The organism is Kitasatospora sp. NPDC024654 (assembly GCF_055559155.1).
In genome coordinates this window covers 1-15,043 of record NZ_JBVHLF010000084.1, presented here as the reverse complement: position 1 = coordinate 15,043, position 15,043 = coordinate 1, and the positions used below count along the sequence as shown (strand labels likewise).

The 15,043-nt window shown below is 73.4% G+C and carries 10 protein-coding genes and 1 tRNA gene; 6 read left to right on the top strand and 5 right to left on the bottom strand.

Going from position 1 to position 15,043, the window contains the following annotated elements; all coding sequences use genetic code 11:
* Nucleotides 1-15 precede the first annotated feature (15 nt).
* The 3 genes from ACZ38L_RS32105 to ACZ38L_RS32095 are packed head-to-tail and all read left to right on the top strand — an operon-like array spanning nt 16 to nt 3,667.
* Nucleotides 16-1,527 (top strand): sugar ABC transporter ATP-binding protein, encoded by a 1,512-nt coding sequence (locus tag ACZ38L_RS32105; RefSeq protein WP_465699974.1) that lies wholly within the window; start codon nt 16-18, stop codon nt 1,525-1,527.
* Nucleotides 1,524-2,534 carry an ABC transporter permease gene (locus tag ACZ38L_RS32100; protein WP_465699971.1) on the top strand — a complete coding sequence of 337 codons (1,011 nt, stop codon included), beginning with the start codon at nt 1,524-1,526 and terminating at the stop codon, nt 2,532-2,534. The genes ACZ38L_RS32105 and ACZ38L_RS32100 overlap by 4 nt, the downstream gene beginning before the upstream one ends.
* Complete coding sequence (locus tag ACZ38L_RS32095; RefSeq protein WP_465699969.1) at nt 2,531-3,667, top strand: substrate-binding domain-containing protein; 1,137 nt, start codon at nt 2,531-2,533, stop codon at nt 3,665-3,667. The genes ACZ38L_RS32100 and ACZ38L_RS32095 overlap by 4 nt, the downstream gene beginning before the upstream one ends.
* Here ACZ38L_RS32095 and ACZ38L_RS32090 read toward each other — a convergent pair.
* On the bottom strand, nt 3,631-4,257 hold the full coding sequence (locus ACZ38L_RS32090) for a hypothetical protein (protein WP_465699966.1): 627 nt from the start codon (nt 4,255-4,257) through the stop codon (nt 3,631-3,633). The genes ACZ38L_RS32095 and ACZ38L_RS32090 overlap by 37 nt on opposite strands.
* 68 nt (nt 4,258-4,325) lie before the next feature.
* On the opposite strand from ACZ38L_RS32090, the gene ACZ38L_RS32085 reads away from it, so the two are divergent.
* Nucleotides 4,326-4,412: transfer RNA gene (locus ACZ38L_RS32085), tRNA-Leu, on the top strand.
* Nucleotides 4,413-4,621: 209 nt separating this feature from the next.
* Here the strand turns inward: ACZ38L_RS32085 and ACZ38L_RS32080 are convergent.
* Nucleotides 4,622-4,804, bottom strand: a complete 183-nt coding sequence (locus tag ACZ38L_RS32080; protein ID WP_465699963.1) for a hypothetical protein — start codon at nt 4,802-4,804, stop codon at nt 4,622-4,624.
* Nucleotides 4,805-4,949: 145 nt separating this feature from the next.
* Between ACZ38L_RS32080 and ACZ38L_RS32075 the strand changes: the two genes are divergently transcribed.
* Nucleotides 4,950-5,711, top strand: coding sequence for an Lrp/AsnC family transcriptional regulator (locus ACZ38L_RS32075; protein ID WP_465699960.1), 762 nt, complete (start codon nt 4,950-4,952; stop codon nt 5,709-5,711).
* Between the two features lie 451 nt (nt 5,712-6,162).
* The gene (locus ACZ38L_RS32070; RefSeq protein WP_465699990.1) at nt 6,163-8,802 is read left to right on the top strand and encodes a SpoIIE family protein phosphatase; all 2,640 of its coding nucleotides are present in this window, start codon (nt 6,163-6,165) and stop codon (nt 8,800-8,802) included.
* A gap of 18 nt (nt 8,803-8,820) precedes the next feature.
* On the opposite strand, the gene ACZ38L_RS32065 is transcribed toward ACZ38L_RS32070, so the two are convergent.
* The 3 genes from ACZ38L_RS32065 to ACZ38L_RS32055 form a co-directional block, all read right to left on the bottom strand.
* Nucleotides 8,821-12,057: a bifunctional cytochrome P450/NADPH--P450 reductase gene (locus tag ACZ38L_RS32065; protein WP_465699957.1), complete on the bottom strand. Its 3,237-nt coding sequence runs from the start codon at nt 12,055-12,057 to the stop codon at nt 8,821-8,823.
* Between the two features lie 133 nt (nt 12,058-12,190).
* On the bottom strand, nt 12,191-13,813 hold the full coding sequence (locus ACZ38L_RS32060) for an FAD-binding oxidoreductase (protein ID WP_465699954.1): 1,623 nt from the start codon (nt 13,811-13,813) through the stop codon (nt 12,191-12,193).
* Nucleotides 13,814-13,976: 163 nt separating this feature from the next.
* Entirely contained in the window at nt 13,977-14,717 is a 741-nt protein-coding gene (locus ACZ38L_RS32055) for a scabin-related ADP-ribosyltransferase (RefSeq protein ID WP_465699951.1), read from the bottom strand.
* Nucleotides 14,718-15,043: the final 326 nt, after the last annotated feature.

Below are 15,043 nucleotides of genomic sequence, written 5' to 3'. Positions count from 1 at the left end.
CTGGAGGGAAGGTCGATGCGCGACGCTCCCGACACCTCGGCCGGCGCTCCCCTGGTCCGCGTCCGCGGGCTCAGCAAGCGGTTCGGCGGCACCACCGCGCTGGCCGGGGTCGACCTCGACGTCCACCGCGGCAGCGTGCTCGCCCTGCTCGGCCCGAACGGCGCCGGGAAGTCCACCCTGATCAAGACACTCGCCGGGGTCCAGCACGCCGACGCGGGGGAGGTGACGGTGGCCGGGCACCCGCTCGGCACCGAAGCCGCCACCCGGACCATGGCCTTCATCCACCAGGACCTCGGCCTCGTCGAGTGGATGACGGTCGCCGAGAACATCTCCCTGGTCACCGGCTACCCGCGCCGGCGCGGGCTGATCTCCTGGCGGCGGGCCCGGGAGCGCTGTGCCGAGGCCCTCGGCACGGTCGCCGGCCACCTCGACCCCGACGCGCGGGTCGCCGACCTCGCGCCCGCCGAACGCTCGCTGGTCGCCATCGCCCGCGCGCTGGCGACCCGGGCGGAGCTGATCGTCCTGGACGAGCCGACCGCCAGCCTTCCCGCGGCGGACTGCGCCCGGCTCTTCGACGTGCTGCACGCCCTGCGCGACCGGGGGCACGGCATCGTCTTCGTCACCCACCGGCTCGACGAGGTGTACCGGGTGGCCGACAGCTTCGCCGTGCTGCGCGACGGCCGGCTGATCAGCTCCGGCCCGCTCGCCGGTCACCGCATCGGGCACCTGGTGCGCGACATCGTGGGCCGCGAACCGGTCGCCCGCCCCGGCGGACGACTGCCGCACGGTCCGGTCGTGCTGAGCCTGGACGGCCTGCGGACCGGGAACGCCGGACCGGTGAGCCTGGAGCTGCGGGCCGGCGAGCTCCTCGGCACGGTGGGCCTCACCGGCGCCGGCCACCTCGACCTGGGCCGCGCGCTCGCCGGCGCCCGGCCGATCCTGGCCGGTCGGGCCCGGCTCGACGGCCGCCCGTACGCCCCGCGCACGGTCGCCGCGGCCGTCCGCTCCGGTGTCGGCTTCGTCACCGGCAACCGTCAGCAGGAGGGCTGCGCGGACGGACTGACGGTCCGCGAGAACATCCTGGCGAATCCCCGGGCGGGCCACTGGATCAGCCCCCGGCGCGAGCGCGCCGAGGCCGCCGCCCTGATCGAGCGGTTCGGGGTGCGTCCCCGGGACGGCGAGGCGCCGATCGCCACCCTGTCCGGCGGCAACCAGCAGAAGGTCCTGGTCGGGCGGGGGCTCCGGGCGAGCGGGCGGCTGCTGGTCCTGGAGGAGCCGACCGCCGGCGTGGACGTCGGTGCCAAGGCCGAGGTCCACCGCCTGCTCGACGAGGCTCTCGGCGCCGGCCTCGCGGTCCTGCTCAGCTCCACCGACTTCGAGGAGGTCGCCACCGTGTGCCACCGCGCCCTGGTGTTCGTCCGCGGCACGGTGACCGCCGAGCTGGCCGGCGCGGCCCTCACCGTCACCGAACTCACCCGCGCCGCGTCGGCGATGCCCCCCGTCACCGGAACCGCGACGGACCGATGACCGGTTCGCCCGCCCGCCGATCCCCGCGCGGCCACCACCTGATCGGTGTCTACGGCCTGCCCGCCCTCGCCGCCCTGCTGTTCCTGATCTTCTCCGTCACCCTGCCGGACACCTTTCCCACCCTCGACAACATCTCCGCGATCCTGTCCAACCAGTCGATCCCCGCACTCCTCGCGCTGGGCGCCACGCTCCCGATCGTCACCGGCAAGTTCGACCTGTCCATCGGCTACGGCCTCGGTCTCGCCCACGTCATGACGCTGCAACTGATCGTCAACGGCGGCTGGCCCTGGCCGCTCGCCTGCCTGGTGGTGGTCGTCGGCGGGGCGGCCTTCGGGGCGCTCAACGGTCTGGTCGTCGAGTTCGGACAGATCGACTCCTTCATCGCCACCCTCGGCACCGGCAGCATCCTGTACGCCTTCACCGGCTGGATCACCGGCGGCGCCCGGATCGTCCCCGGTCCCGGCGGCCTGCCGGCGGCCTTCACCGACCTCTACGACTCCACTTTCCTCGGCCTGCCGGTCTCCGCCTCCTACGTGCTCGTGCTGGCCGCCGCCCTGTGGCTGCTGCTGGAACGACTGCCGCTCGGCCGGTGCCTGTACGTCATCGGCTCCAACGTCCGGGCCGCCGAACTCGTCGGCATCCCCACCCGCCGGTACAGCGTCTACGCCTTCGCCGGTTCGGGCCTGGTGGTCGGCTGCGCGGGCGTCCTGCTCGCCGCACAACAGCAGATCGGCAATCCGAGCGTGGGCCTGGAGTACCTGCTGCCCGCCTTCGTCGGAGCGCTGCTCGGCTCCACGGCGATCAGGCCCGGGCGGGCCAACGCGCTGGGCACCCTGGTCGCCGTCGCCGTGCTCGCCGTCGGTCTGGCCGGTATCGGCCAGCTCGGCGCCCAGTTCTGGGCGATCCCGCTGTTCAACGGTGCGGCCCTGCTGATCGCCGTGGGCCTGGCCGGCTACTCCGCGCGCCGCCGGCTGCGCGCCGGTGCCGCCCCCCGGGAGGTGCGATGAGTCGTGCCCTGGGGGTCGTGGCCCTGCTGGCGGCCGTGGTCGCCGTCGCCGGCTGCCAGCGCGGCGTGTCGACCGGCGGCGGCCCCTTTGCCGCCGGGCCGTCGGGTGCCGGTTGCCCGGCCACGCTCGCCAGGGCCAAGGCGGACACCCAGCGGGCGGAGCAGGCCGACAGCGCCTGGAGCGGCCCGACCACCGGGCCCCCGGCGGTCTCCCACCGGACCATCGTCTACGTCGCCGAGACCATGACCAACCCCGGCGTCGCGGGCGTCGCCAAGGGCGTCGGCGAGGCCGCGAAGGTGATCGGCTGGAACCTCCGGGTGATCGACGGTCAGGGCACGCCGGTCGGCATCCAGGCGGCCTTCGGCCAGGCGGTCGCCCTCCGGCCCGCGGGCATCGTGATCAGCGGCTTCGACCCCGCCCTGACCGCGCAACAGGTGGCGCTGGCCGGCGCGGCGCACATCCCGCTGATCGGCTGGCACGCGGTCGCCGCGCCCGGCCCGAGCAGCAGCCCGCCGCTCTTCAGCAACATCACCACCAACGTCGGGGACGTCGCGCGGATCAGCGCGGACTGGGTCATCGCGGAGTCCAACGGCAACGCCGGAGTCGTCCTCTTCAGCGATGACTCGATCCCGTTCGCCAAGAACAAGTCCGACCTGATCAGGAACCAGCTCGCCAGTTGCCCCGGCGTGAAGCTGCTGGCCTACGAGGACATCCCGATCCCGGACGCGAGCAGCCGCGTGCCCCAGGAGGTCTCCTCGCTCATCGCCCGCCTGCAGGGCCGGTGGACGTACTCCGTCGCCATCAACGACCTGTACTTCGCCGACGCCGCACCGGCCCTGCGCGCGGCCGGCCGGCAGGGCGACGGCGTCCCGTTCAACATCGGCGCGGGTGACGGCGATCCCTCGGCCTTCCAGCGCATCAACAGCGGGCAGTTCCAGGCCGCCACCGTTCCCGAGCCGCTCTCCGCGCAGGGCTGGCAGATCGTCGACGAGTTCAACCGGGCCTTCTCCGGCGCCCCCGCCAGCGGCTACGTCGCCCCGGTCCACGTCGCCACGGCCGCCAACAGCGCCGGCGCCACCGCCTGGAACCCCGTCGGCTACCGCGAGGGGTACCGGAGGATCTGGGGCCGTTGATCGCGTTCGTCGGCGATCCGGACCTCCTGCAGCAGCCCCCAGGTGAAGTCGGCGGTGCAGGGGCGCGGTACGCCGGCCGGGTCGGGGGCGGTGAAGTCGAGCTGCCACCGCGTCGGCGCGCTCCCCTCACGCGGCACGGCGGGCGGGAAGGCCGCGGCGACGTCCGAGACCACGCAGCTCCACGGGCGCAGGTCGGCGAGCGTCCGCAGGCTGGGCGGCGGGCTGTCGGCGGCACGCACCAGCCACTCGTTCCAGACCGGTTCGCCGGCCTCCGCCGGCCCGAGCAGCACCTCGAAGCGCAGCTCGGGCCAGAGCGGCAGCGTCCACTGCTGCGCCGTGCAGTCGAGGTCACCGATCCGGCGTGGGAGCACCGCCTCCGCGGCTCCGAGCACCGCGACGTAGCGGCGTGCCCCACGCGGGAACCGCGGCGAGCGGATCATCGCCTGCCACCGCTTGTTCGCCTCCCGCAACCGGGCCCGGGACGCCCCGAGCCGGCGCACCGCCTCCTCGACCAGCCCGGGCTGGAAGTCGGCCATCCGCCGCAGCAGCACAAGCTGGAAGTCGGTGGTAGCGAACCCGTGAACGGCCATCCGCCCAGGCTAGCCCCCGGGTGGTACGGAGTGGGCCAGAAGATCGGCTAGTATGGACGACATCACCTGCGCGGGTGGCGGAATAGGCAGACGCGCTGGATTCAGGTTCCAGTGCCCGAAAGGGTGTGGGGGTTCAACTCCCCCCTCGCGCACCACGGTCAAGCGACCCAATGTGGCCGGTCGAACCGACGGTATGTCGGTTTGACCGGCCGTTTTGCTGTCCGGGTATGCTTCCAGCCCCTCACTCGGTTGTCTGGGGCCGGTGGCTGGTCAGGTGAGGTTTGTGGGGTGGGGCGGGCCAGCCACGGGTGCGGTGGCCGTCGGGGGCGCTGCGCGGCGGCCGCCGCGTACGGGAGCGTGCTGCTCAGCCGAGGAAGTCGACGCGGTCGATCGGGCCGTCGCGCACCCGGTAGGCCACCAGGGTGCGGATCGGATCGTCGGCCACGCCGTGCGAGTTCGTGGTCGACCACCCAGTCGCCTTCGCTGAGCCGTCCCAGGATCTCGGCCCGGCAGCGGCCTTCGGCGAATTGCCCGGTGTAGTGGTCACGCAGGGCTTGACGGCCCTGCAGTTGGCTGCCGTCACGCCGCTGGACGACGACGTCCTCGGCCTAGGTGGCGGCGAAGGCGTCGATGTTGTGGCTGTTGTAGGCGGCGAGCTGCTGCTCGACGATCTGGCCCAGGACCCGCACGTGATGAGCATCGAACATTTCTCCCAGGGCTGCGACCTCGTCGTCACCGCGGCCTTCACCGACCTGGCGATGGTCTCCCGGTACACCACCGAACGGCTCGGCCGGCTCCCCGGGGTCGACGCCGTCCGTGTCCACCTGGCGACCGGCTTCTACGCCGAGGGGAAACGCTGGCGACTGGACTCACTGGACCCCGCCCAGCGCGTGGAGCTGCACGACGATCACCCGGTGGGCAACGGGCCACTGTCCGGGGTGCGAGCTGAAGTCCGGGAAGAAGACCGGGAGTTGCTCATGAGGCTGGGCGTCGACGGCCGCCTCGACCAAGCCGAGCTGGCCGCTGCCACCGGGCTCAGCCCATCCACGCTGCGCCGCCGCCTCGACCGGCTGGCCGCCTCTGACGCGATCCGCTTCCGCTGCGAGATCGCCGCCCGCGACGCCGGCCGGCCGGTCCTGGCGACCTTCCGGGCCGACCTTCCCCCGGACCGGCTCGACGAGGTCGGCCCCCAGCTCGCCAGGCTCCCCGAGGCCCGGCTGTGCGTGTCCGTCACTGGCGCGCACAACCTCATCCTCTCCGTCTGGCTGCGCTCCCTCGCCGACGGTCAGCGGCTGGAAGCCGCACTCGTCCGCAGGTTCCCCGGCCTGCGGGTGGCCGAGCGCCGCGTCTCGCTGCGCACGGTGAAGCGGATGGGCCGGATCCTGGACGCGGACGGACGCGCGGTCCGCGCCGTTCCGATGGACATCTGGCGAGACCCGGCCCCGGCCTCCTAACGGCCATTCAGACCAGCCGGTGCGTGGGAAACGATCTCGAACAGCATGGGAACACCCCTGCCTGGGAGAGGGCATAGGCCAAGGTCAGGAGATTCCGTCGGATGGCCACCACGAAGCACCTCTTTCGGCTGTCCGGCGCAGGACCTGCCGCCCCTTCACCGGGCTCCCGGTCACGGCCGGTACGGCGGGGAGGCGACCCGGAGCAGGCAACCCGTGCGGTCCGGGCCCGGTTGCCGGGGGAGCACGCGACAGGCGGGCACGCGGTGTGGTCGACCGGCTGCGGCGCCCCGGCGGGGCGGTCCGCGAGCTCACCGGCGTGGTGCGGCGCGGTCGTGGCGGGGGCGGGTTAGACATGGGTATGGCCCGAGACACCGGCCGCTCCTCCTGGCTGCCCTGGCGTCGATCGGGCGGCCGCGGTGAGCGGCGACCGTCACGCTCCGCCCCGCGCCCGGTGGCGAGCGTGCGCAGTGTCGCCGGCCAGATGCTCCTGGTGCAGGTGCTGATCGTGCTGCTGCTGGTGGTGGCCGCGGTGGCCACGCTGGTGCTCCAGGCGCGGGCCGACCGGTTCGACGCGGCGCGCGGCCGTTCGCTGGCCGCCGCCGGGGCCTTCGCGCACGCGCCGGGCCTGGTGGCCGCACTGCGCGGCCCGGACCCGACCGCGGTGCTCCAGCCGCTGACCGAGGCCGCCCGCCAGGAGGGCGGGGTCGACTTCGTCGTGGTGGCCAACCCGGACGGCATCCGCTACACCAATCCCACCCCGGAGCTGATCGGGAAGCCGTTCGTCGGGACGATCGGCCCGTCCCTGCGGGGCCGGGTCACCATCGAGAGCATCCAGGGCCCGCTCGGTGAGGATGTCCAGGCCGTCGTCCCGGTGCGGGACCCGAGCGGCTCGGTGCTCGGCCTGGTGGCGGCCGGACTCGAGGTGAGCGAGGTGAGCAGCGCGGTCGACCGTCAGTTGCCGTTGCTGCTGGGGGCCGGCGCCGCCGCGCTCGCGTTGGCGATGGGCGGCACGGCGCTGGCGGGCCGGCGGCTGCGGCGGCAGACCCGGGGCCTCGGGCCGGCCGAGATGACCCGGATGTACGAGCACCACGACGCGGTGCTGCACGCGGTGCGCGAGGGCGTGGTGATCGTCGACGGCGACGGGCGGGTGCTGCTCGCCAACGACGAGGCGCGCCGGCTGCTCGACCTGCCCGCGGAGGTGGAGGGCCGGGCCGTCACCGAGCTCGGCCTCGACCCCCGGATGACCGGGCTGCTGGCGAGCCATCAAGTCGCCACCGACGAGGTCGTGCCGGTCGGGGAGCGCCTGGTGGCGGTGAACAAGCGTCCCACCGACCGCACGGGCGACGGTTCGGCCGGCAGCGTGGCCACCCTGCGGGACTCCACCGAACTGACCGCCCTGGCCGGAAAGGCCGAGGTCGCGCAGGGCCGGCTACGACTGCTGTACGAGGCAAGTGTGGCGATCGGCACCACCCTCGACATCCGGCGCACCGCGCAGGAGCTCACCCGGGTGGCCACACCCCGGTTCGCCGACTACGCCTCGGTCGACCTGATCGAGGCGGTGCTGCGCGGTGAGGAGCCACCGGAGGCGGCGGAGAACGGCACGACCGTGCTGCGCCGGGTGGCGCTCACCGGGATCCGTGAGGACTCCCCGCTGTACCGACAGGGGGAGGTGGTGGTCTTCCCCGCGCCCACCCCGCAGGTCGCGGGCTTCGTCAGCGGGCATCCCGTGCTGGTCTCCGATCTGGGGTCCGATGCCGGCTGGCGGACGCAGGACGCGGCCAGCACCGCGGCGGTGCTGGACTTCGGGTTCCACTCGCTGATCACCGTGCCGTTGAAGGCCCGGGGCGTGCTGATGGGCATCGCCAACTTCTGGCGGACCCGGGGGAGCGGTCCGTTCGAGGAGGACGACCGGTCGGTGGCCGAGGAGCTGGCGGCCCGCGCCGCGGTCTGCATCGACAACGCCCGCCGGTTCACCCGCGAGCACGCCATGGTGGTGACCCTGCAGCACAGCCTGCTGCCGCGCGGCCTGCCGGAGCAGAACGCCCTGGACATCGCCTACCGCTACCTGCCCGCACAGGCGGGGGTCGGCGGGGACTGGTTCGACGTCATCCCGCTGTCGGGCGCCCGGGTGGCGCTGGTGGTCGGCGACGTGGTCGGCCACGGCCTGCACGCCGCCGCCACCATGGGCCGGCTGCGGACGGCCGTGCAGAACTTCGCCACCCTCGACCTGCCGCCGGACGAGCTCCTCAGCCACCTGGACGAGCTGGTGAGCCGGATCGACCAGGAGGCGGCCGGTGGGGACGGGGAGGCCGCGATCACCGGCGCCAGCTGCCTGTACGCGGTCTACGACCCCGCCACCGGCAGCTGCACGCTCGCCCGGGCCGGCCACCCGCTGCCCGCACTGGTCCGTCCCGAGGGCACCGTGGAGTTCCTCGAGCTGCCGGCCGGCCCGCCGCTCGGCCTGGGCAGTCTGCCCTTCGAAGCCACCGAACTCCGGCTGCCCGAGGGCAGCAGCCTGGTGCTGTACACCGACGGCCTGGTGGAGGACCGCACCCACGACATCGGCACCGGGCTGGAGATCCTCACCAGCACGCTGGCGTCCGCCGCCCGGACCCCGCAGGAGACCTGTGAGGCCGTGCTCGGCGCGCTGCTGCCGGACCGCCAGAACGACGACATCGCCTTGCTGGTCGCCCGCACCCGACTGCTGGCCCCCGACCGGATCGCCGAGTGGGAGGTCCCCTCCGACCCCTCGGCGGTCTCCGGGGCCCGGGCCGAGATCGCCCGGCGGCTCACGCTCTGGGGGCTGGAGGAGACGGTCTTCACCACCGAGCTGATGCTCAGCGAGCTGATCACCAACGCCATCCGCTACGCCAGCGGACCGATCCGGGTCCGTCTGCTGTACGACCGCACGCTGATCTGCGAGGTCTCCGACACCAGCAGCACCTCGCCGCACCTGCGTTACGCGGCCGACGAGGACGAGGGCGGGCGCGGCCTCTTCCTGATCGCCCAGCTCGCCGAACGCTGGGGCACCCGCTACACCCCGCGGGGCAAGGTCATCTGGATCGAGCAGCCGCTGCCCGACCTGCCGTGACCGCGGGGTGCCGGGAGCTCAGCCGCCACCCCAGATGTCCTCCAGGTAGCGGTTGGACTGGCGCAGCCCGGCGAGCCAGGCCTCGGCGTCGGACGCGGTGGTGCCGGTCTTGTGGCTGAAGACCTCGGCGAAGGCCTGTCGGACGGCCGGCGCCATCGAGGTCGCGTCGCCGCAGACGAAGATCACCGCGTCCTGCCGCAGGAGTTGCCAGATCTCGTCCTCGTGCTGGGCGATCACCTGCTGGACGTAGGTCTTGGGCTTGCCGGGTTCCCGGGAGAAGGCGGGGTACAGCCGGACGATCCCGGCGTCCTGGAACCCGCGCAGCTCGTCCTCGTAGAGGAAGTCCTGTTCGGGGTTGCGGCAGCCGAAGAACAACATCGACTCCGCGATGGGCGCGCCCTGCTGCTTCTGGACGGCCCGTTCCTGCAGGAAGCCGCGGAAGGGGGCCAGGCCGGTGCCGCAGCCGACCATGATCATCGGCAGGTGCGGGTTCTCGGTCGGGCGGAACGGGATGGTGGGTTTGCGGACGAACGCGAAGAGCGTGCTGTCCGGTCCGCTGTCGTTGAGGTGGGTGGAGCAGACGCCGTGGAACTGGCCGTGTCCGGACCGGGCGGGTGCGTCCACCACGCCGGCCGTGATGCTGCAGACGTCCGGTGACACCAGCGGCGAGGAGGAGATCGAGTAGTAGCGGGGCCGCAGCGGCGGGAGCAGCTCCAGGAACTCGGCCAACGACAGCCCACAGGAGGGGAGTTCTTCGAGCAGATCGAGAACGGACTTGTGCGGCACGATGATTCGCTCCTGGAACCTGGAACGGCCCTCCTCGTCATCGGCCGTCAGTGCCAGCAACTCCGCGCGCTGGGCGGGGTCCTCGGTGCGGGCGGCGAGCGCCTCCAGGTCGGCGCGGGTGGCGGTGTCCTGCAGTTCGACGCAGCTCGCCAGCACGCCGATCAGCGGCACCGCCTCGCCGGTGGGCAGATGCGTCGGCACGCCCGGCCCCGGGGTGATGGTGACGTAGGTGCCGACGTCCAGGGTGAAGCGCCGGAGCACCCGCCAGATCACCTCGGCGCCGTTGCGCGGCAGCACCCCGAGGTGGTCGCCGGCCTGGTAGGTCGCCCCCGTGGGCAGGGCGATCTCGATGTGCCGGGTGGAGCGCCCGGGCTCGCCATTGTGGCGCTGGAGCTCGTGGTTGGCCTGGACGAAGGCCGGCTGGGCGCGGTAGGAGACCACGACGGGGTTGGTCTCCCGCTTGTTGGTCAGCGAGACCACCAGCCGGGGACCGGCCTTGGTCGGCGCGCCCACCTCGTCCGGCAGCTCCAGCTCGTGGGCGAGCGCGGGCCACAGGTCCGCGTGCCAGGTGCGGTACTGGCCGTCGAAGTCGCCCTTGGCGTCGCCCTCCCCACGCGGGTGGATCCGGGTCGCGCCGTGCGCCGCCAGCCCCGCGTCGATCATCGTGGGCACGGCCTGGTAGGTCGACGCCCAGTCGCTGTGGCCGCAGCCGAACACCGTGTAGCGCACGCCCGCGCAGCTGTCCGAGGGCGTCGTGCCGGCGTCCAGCCAGGTGCAGAACTCGCCCGCGTTGTCGGGCGGGGTGCCGTTGTAGGAGGCGCTGACCACCACGAGCGCGCCCTCGTGCGGCAGTTCGCCGACGTGGTCGTCCAGCGGGCCGAGCGTGACGGCGAAGCCGCGTTCGACGCCCTCCCGGGCCAGCTGGGTGGCGACGCCCTCGGCGGTGCCGAGGTTGGAGCCGAACAGCACCATCAGTGGCGTGCCGTGGCTCGCCACCCGGGGAACCGGGGCGGTCGCGGTCTCCGCTGCCGGCGCCTCGGCGACCGGCACCGCCAGCGGTGCGGTGAGGGTGCGGCCGGCCCGCGGCCTGACCCGGATGGTCAGCCCGTCGGGCTTGATGGTCAGGGTCTGCTTGATCTTCAACTGGTAGTGGTACTCGTCGATCAGCTCGAACCGCTGGAGCAGCATGCCGAGTACCAGCTGCGCCTCCTGCATCGCGAACTGCCGGCCGATACAAGCCCGTTGACCGGTGCCGAAGGGCTTGAAGGCATTCGGCGGGATGGCCGCCCGCCGCTCGGGGCCGAAGTGGTCCGGGTTGAACTCCTCGGCGTCGGCACCCCAGACCTGCTCGTCGCGGTGGAGCGCGGGCGTCAGGACGGTCAGCGGCGCACCGTGCGCGACCGGGTAGCGGTCGCCGATCACGGTGTCCTGGAACGGCGACCGGGTGAAGGCGGGCGCGGTCGGCCACAGCCGCAGCGTCTCCTCCAGGACCTGGGTGACGTAGGTCAGCTGGTGCACCTGCTCGTAGCTCGGCGGGACGCTCGGGTCGTCGCCGAGCACGTCGTCGACCTCGGCCCGGGCGCGTTCGGTCACCTCGGGGTGCTTCAGCAGGAAGTTGACGGCGAAGGAGAGCAGACCACTGGTGGTCTCGTGGCCGGCGATCAGGAAGGTGATGCACTGGGCCCGGATGTTCTCGTCCGGCAACCGCTCGCCCGACTTCCGGTCGACGCCGGTCAGCATGCAGCCGAGCAGGTCCCGGGTGTCGGTGTCCCCGGCGGTCCGGCGCTCCTGGATGATCCGGTCGACTGTCGCGTTCATGTACGCGGTGTCCTGCTCGAACCGGTGCTGTGCGCCCACCCGCAGGTGGCTGGCGATCTCGGGGAGCCGGGAGCGTTTCTGCGACTCCAGCAAGGTGCGCACCATCGCGTTGACGAAGGGGTGCGGCTTCTCGCGGTAGAAGGAGTTGAAGCGGTAGCCGAAGCCGCACAGCGCGATGGTGTCCAGGGTCAGCCGGGTCATGTCGGCGGCGACGTCGACGTCGTCGTCCGGGTTGAGCCGGGCCCACTTGTCCATCAGCTGTCCGGCCAGGTCCAGCATCATCGGCAGGTAGTCGCGCATCGCCTGCATGCTGAACGGCGGCATCAGGATGTTGTGCGCCCGGTGCCAGAGCGGGTCGTCGGTGTCGGCGGTGAAAAGCCCCGTGCTGATCCCCGACCCGCGCAGGTTCGCCAGGCCGCTGGTGACCAGTTTGTCGAAGCGGGTGTCGTCGCACACCTCGTCGACCAGGTCGAATCCGGAGATGATCACGCGGTCGCCGCCGGGGGTCTGCAGGCGGTAGATCGGGCCGTACCTCCGGGCCAACTCCATCATGTTCTCGACGGGGTTGCCCTGCGAGAGTTCGCGGATGTTGCCGAGCACCGGCAGCCCGTGTGGGCCCGGGATCAGATCGGCTGCGGTCTGTGTCGCCATGGCAGGTCCTCCAGGGGGCGCAGCCCTCGGCACGGACCGTCCACCGGCACAACCGGGCCGTCCGCGTCTCGGGTCTCCTCCGAGCATGCGCCTGCCCCGCGGGGGCCGCAATCACGGACGCCGGCGGAGCGGGTCAGCCGGGTATCGCCTGCGGGAAGTGGAAGAGCCCGTGAGGGTCGTAGCTCTGCTTGACCTGGCGCAGCCGGGTCGCGTTCGCACCGTAGTACGCCTGTTCCCAGGAGGCCAGCCGAGGGTCGACGTAGTTCTGGTAGGCCTCGCCGCTCGCGTACGGCCGCATGACGGTCCACACGTCGCTCAGCCAACTCTGCGACTGGTCCACGCCGGTGCCCGAACCAGCCCCGGCGCCGGGGTAGTTGGCAGTGTACTGGGCCAGGAAGAGAGCGTTGCGGTGGACGAAGGCGGTGTCGCCGGGCGCGACCCGGTTCACCGCGCCGCCCAGCGCGTCGAAGGCCACCGCCGCGCTGCCGCCCTGTGGTGCGGTGCGGGCGTAGCGTTCGATGCCGGCGACCAGTGTCGCGATGCCGGTGTCGGAAATGGCCCGGGTGAAGAAGTCCGAGCGGGCCGCGTAGGACTCGCGGGTCAGCCGGCCCTGCGGGCTCTGTCCGGGCAGTGAGCCGGGCAGGTGGGAGGCGGCCTGCGTCCAGCCCGACACGCCGCCCATCACCTGCATGGTCTCCAGGAAGGACTTGGTGTGGATCGGAGCGGTGCTCGGCTGGACGCCCAACTGGTCGATCAGGTTGGCCAGTTCGTTCGCCGGGCCGAGATAGACGGCGGTGCTGCTCAGCTCCAGCCGGCCGTCCGGCCAGGCCAGCAGGTGCAGGTCGGCCCAGAGCTGGTCGGGCGCGGTCGGCGCCCAGGCCTGCCAGGCCCGCACCACCGCCGCCGCCGAGGACCAGGGCCAGGAGAGGAAGGCGTAGCTGCAGTCGACGGCGGGCCGGGTCCGGAAGTCCAGCGAGGTGACCACGCCGAAGTTGCCGCCGCCCCCGCCGCGCAACGCCCAGAACAGGTCCGGCTCGCTGCTCGCATCCGCCCGCAGGATCCGCCCGTCCGCGCGGACCACCTCGGCGCCGGTCAGGTTGTCGCAGGTCAGCCCGTACGCCCGGGAGGTCACCCCGACGCCACCGCCCAGTGTCAGCCCGGTCACCCCCACGCTCGGGCAGGACCCGGCGGGTATCGCCACGCCCTGGCCGGCCAGGCCGGCGTACACGTCGATCAGCCGGGCCCCGGCGCCCACCGTCGCGCCGCCGCCGGAGGCGGTGACCCCGTTCAGCCGCCCGACGTCCAGCACCAGACCGGGGCCCGTGGACCAGCCGGCGTAGTTGTGCCCGCCGCTGCGCAGGGACACCGGCAGGCCGTAGCGGCGGGCGAAGGTGAGCGCGGTGGCCGCGTCCTGCGCGCTCGCCACGTAGACCACCCCGCTCGGTCGCGCTCCGTCGAACTGCGGCTGGTACAGGCGGGCGGCGGCCGGGTACTGAGCGTCACCGGGGCGGATCACCGTGCCCTGCAGGTCCTTGGCCAGGGCGGTCCAGTCCGCGGGAGCCGCCGTGCTGGCCGCGGTGGTGGCCGAGGGCGTGGGGGCGGTGGCGGACGGAGAGCCGGACGCGGTGCCGGCGCCCGCCGCGGGGCGGCTGGTGCAGCCCGTCAGCGCCGCCGTGGCGGCGGCTCCCACACCGAGGCGCAGCAGGGTGCGCCGGTCCACCGCCGCGGGTCGGGTGGGCGTGGTGCCGTGGGTCATGGGGGTGCTCCGCCTCGTGGTCCGCCGGTCGAGCGGGTGTCGTGTCGGCTGTAGGACGCGGCGGTGGGCGGCACGGTTGCAGGCGGGTGATCCGCGCCGCCGGTGGCGGGCCGGGAGCGACCCGGCGGGGTGCGGCCGCCGGGACGGTGGAGGCGTGGCCTTCTCAGCGCGAGGAGCCGGCCACGGCCGGCTGGTAGCCGGTCCGGACCGGCTGGAAGTGCTGGTTGGTCCGGCAGCCGAGGTTCTCGTAGCTGTTGATCTTCGTCGCCGGGTCCGTGTCGATCAGGTGGTACTTGCACGCCTGCTTGATGTACCGGCCCTCGATCCCGCCGGGGAAGTCGATCTCCTTGTTCCACAGGTAGGGCGACCGGTAGCCGTCGACCCGCGCGGTGGCGTTCACGTCGATCCCGCCGGGAGCCTCGATCTCGTAGACCCAGCCGGTCCTCGCGGGGCCGTGGGTGGCGAACTTCTGGGCGACCCAGCGCTCGCAGCTGGTGCTGAGGTGGGCGGTGTCCTGGCCGCCGCCCTTGACGATGTACTCGGAGAGCGGGGTGACGTTGCTGCCCCGGGGCGTGAAGCCGTTCTCGAAGAGCTGCTGCACGTCCTCCCGGGTGTCGCCCCGCCAGAGGGAGTTGGCGTCCTCGCGCCACCGCCAGTTCTCGCTCAGCGCGGCGTGGTCGACCTCGTCGGAGATGGCCGCCGTGGTGGTGGTCCGCCACCAGTCCTGCGGGCGGAACTCGCCGACCGGTCCGCAGGGCCCGGTGTCGGGGCCGGCAATGGCCCGCGGGAGGGGGAGGCCGTCCGGCGATGCCTGGGCGGGGGAGACGACGGTGAGCGAGGCGGTGGCGAGGGCGGTGACGGCGAGGACCCGCAGCGCGGCGTTCAGCATGGCAGGAGAGCCCATCAGTCGATCAGTAGGACGGGCCCGTTATAGCGGCGGACGGGTCGTGCTCCCGGTTGATCGGGGACGGAGTCACCCACCTGGGCGATCAGTCGTACCGGTTCGTCGGCGCGGCCCGGGCCGGGCGTGGTCCGGCCGACGTGAAGGGGCGGTGGCCTGGGGGGGGGGGGGGGGGGGGGGGGGGGGGGGGGGGGGGGGGGGGGGGGGGGGGGGGGGGGGGGGGGGGGGGGGGGGGGGGGGGGGGGGGGGGGGGGGGGGGGGGGGGGGGGGGGGGGGGGGGGGGGGGGGGGGGGGGGGGGGGGGGGGGGGGGGGGGGGGGGGGGGGGGGG

Coding starts and splice junctions, on each gene's coding strand:
- ACZ38L_RS32105 (WP_465699974.1), top strand. CDS start 16: ATGCGCGACGCTCCCGACACCTCGGCCGGCGCTCCCCTGGTCCGCGTC.
- ACZ38L_RS32100 (WP_465699971.1), top strand. CDS start 1,524: ATGACCGGTTCGCCCGCCCGCCGATCCCCGCGCGGCCACCACCTGATC.
- ACZ38L_RS32095 (WP_465699969.1), top strand. CDS start 2,531: ATGAGTCGTGCCCTGGGGGTCGTGGCCCTGCTGGCGGCCGTGGTCGCC.
- ACZ38L_RS32090 (WP_465699966.1), bottom strand. CDS start 4,257: ATGGCCGTTCACGGGTTCGCTACCACCGACTTCCAGCTTGTGCTGCTG.
- ACZ38L_RS32075 (WP_465699960.1), top strand. CDS start 4,950: ATGAGCATCGAACATTTCTCCCAGGGCTGCGACCTCGTCGTCACCGCG.
- ACZ38L_RS32065 (WP_465699957.1), bottom strand. CDS start 12,057: ATGGCGACACAGACCGCAGCCGATCTGATCCCGGGCCCACACGGGCTG.
- ACZ38L_RS32060 (WP_465699954.1), bottom strand. CDS start 13,813: ATGACCCACGGCACCACGCCCACCCGACCCGCGGCGGTGGACCGGCGC.
- ACZ38L_RS32055 (WP_465699951.1), bottom strand. CDS start 14,717: ATGGGCTCTCCTGCCATGCTGAACGCCGCGCTGCGGGTCCTCGCCGTC.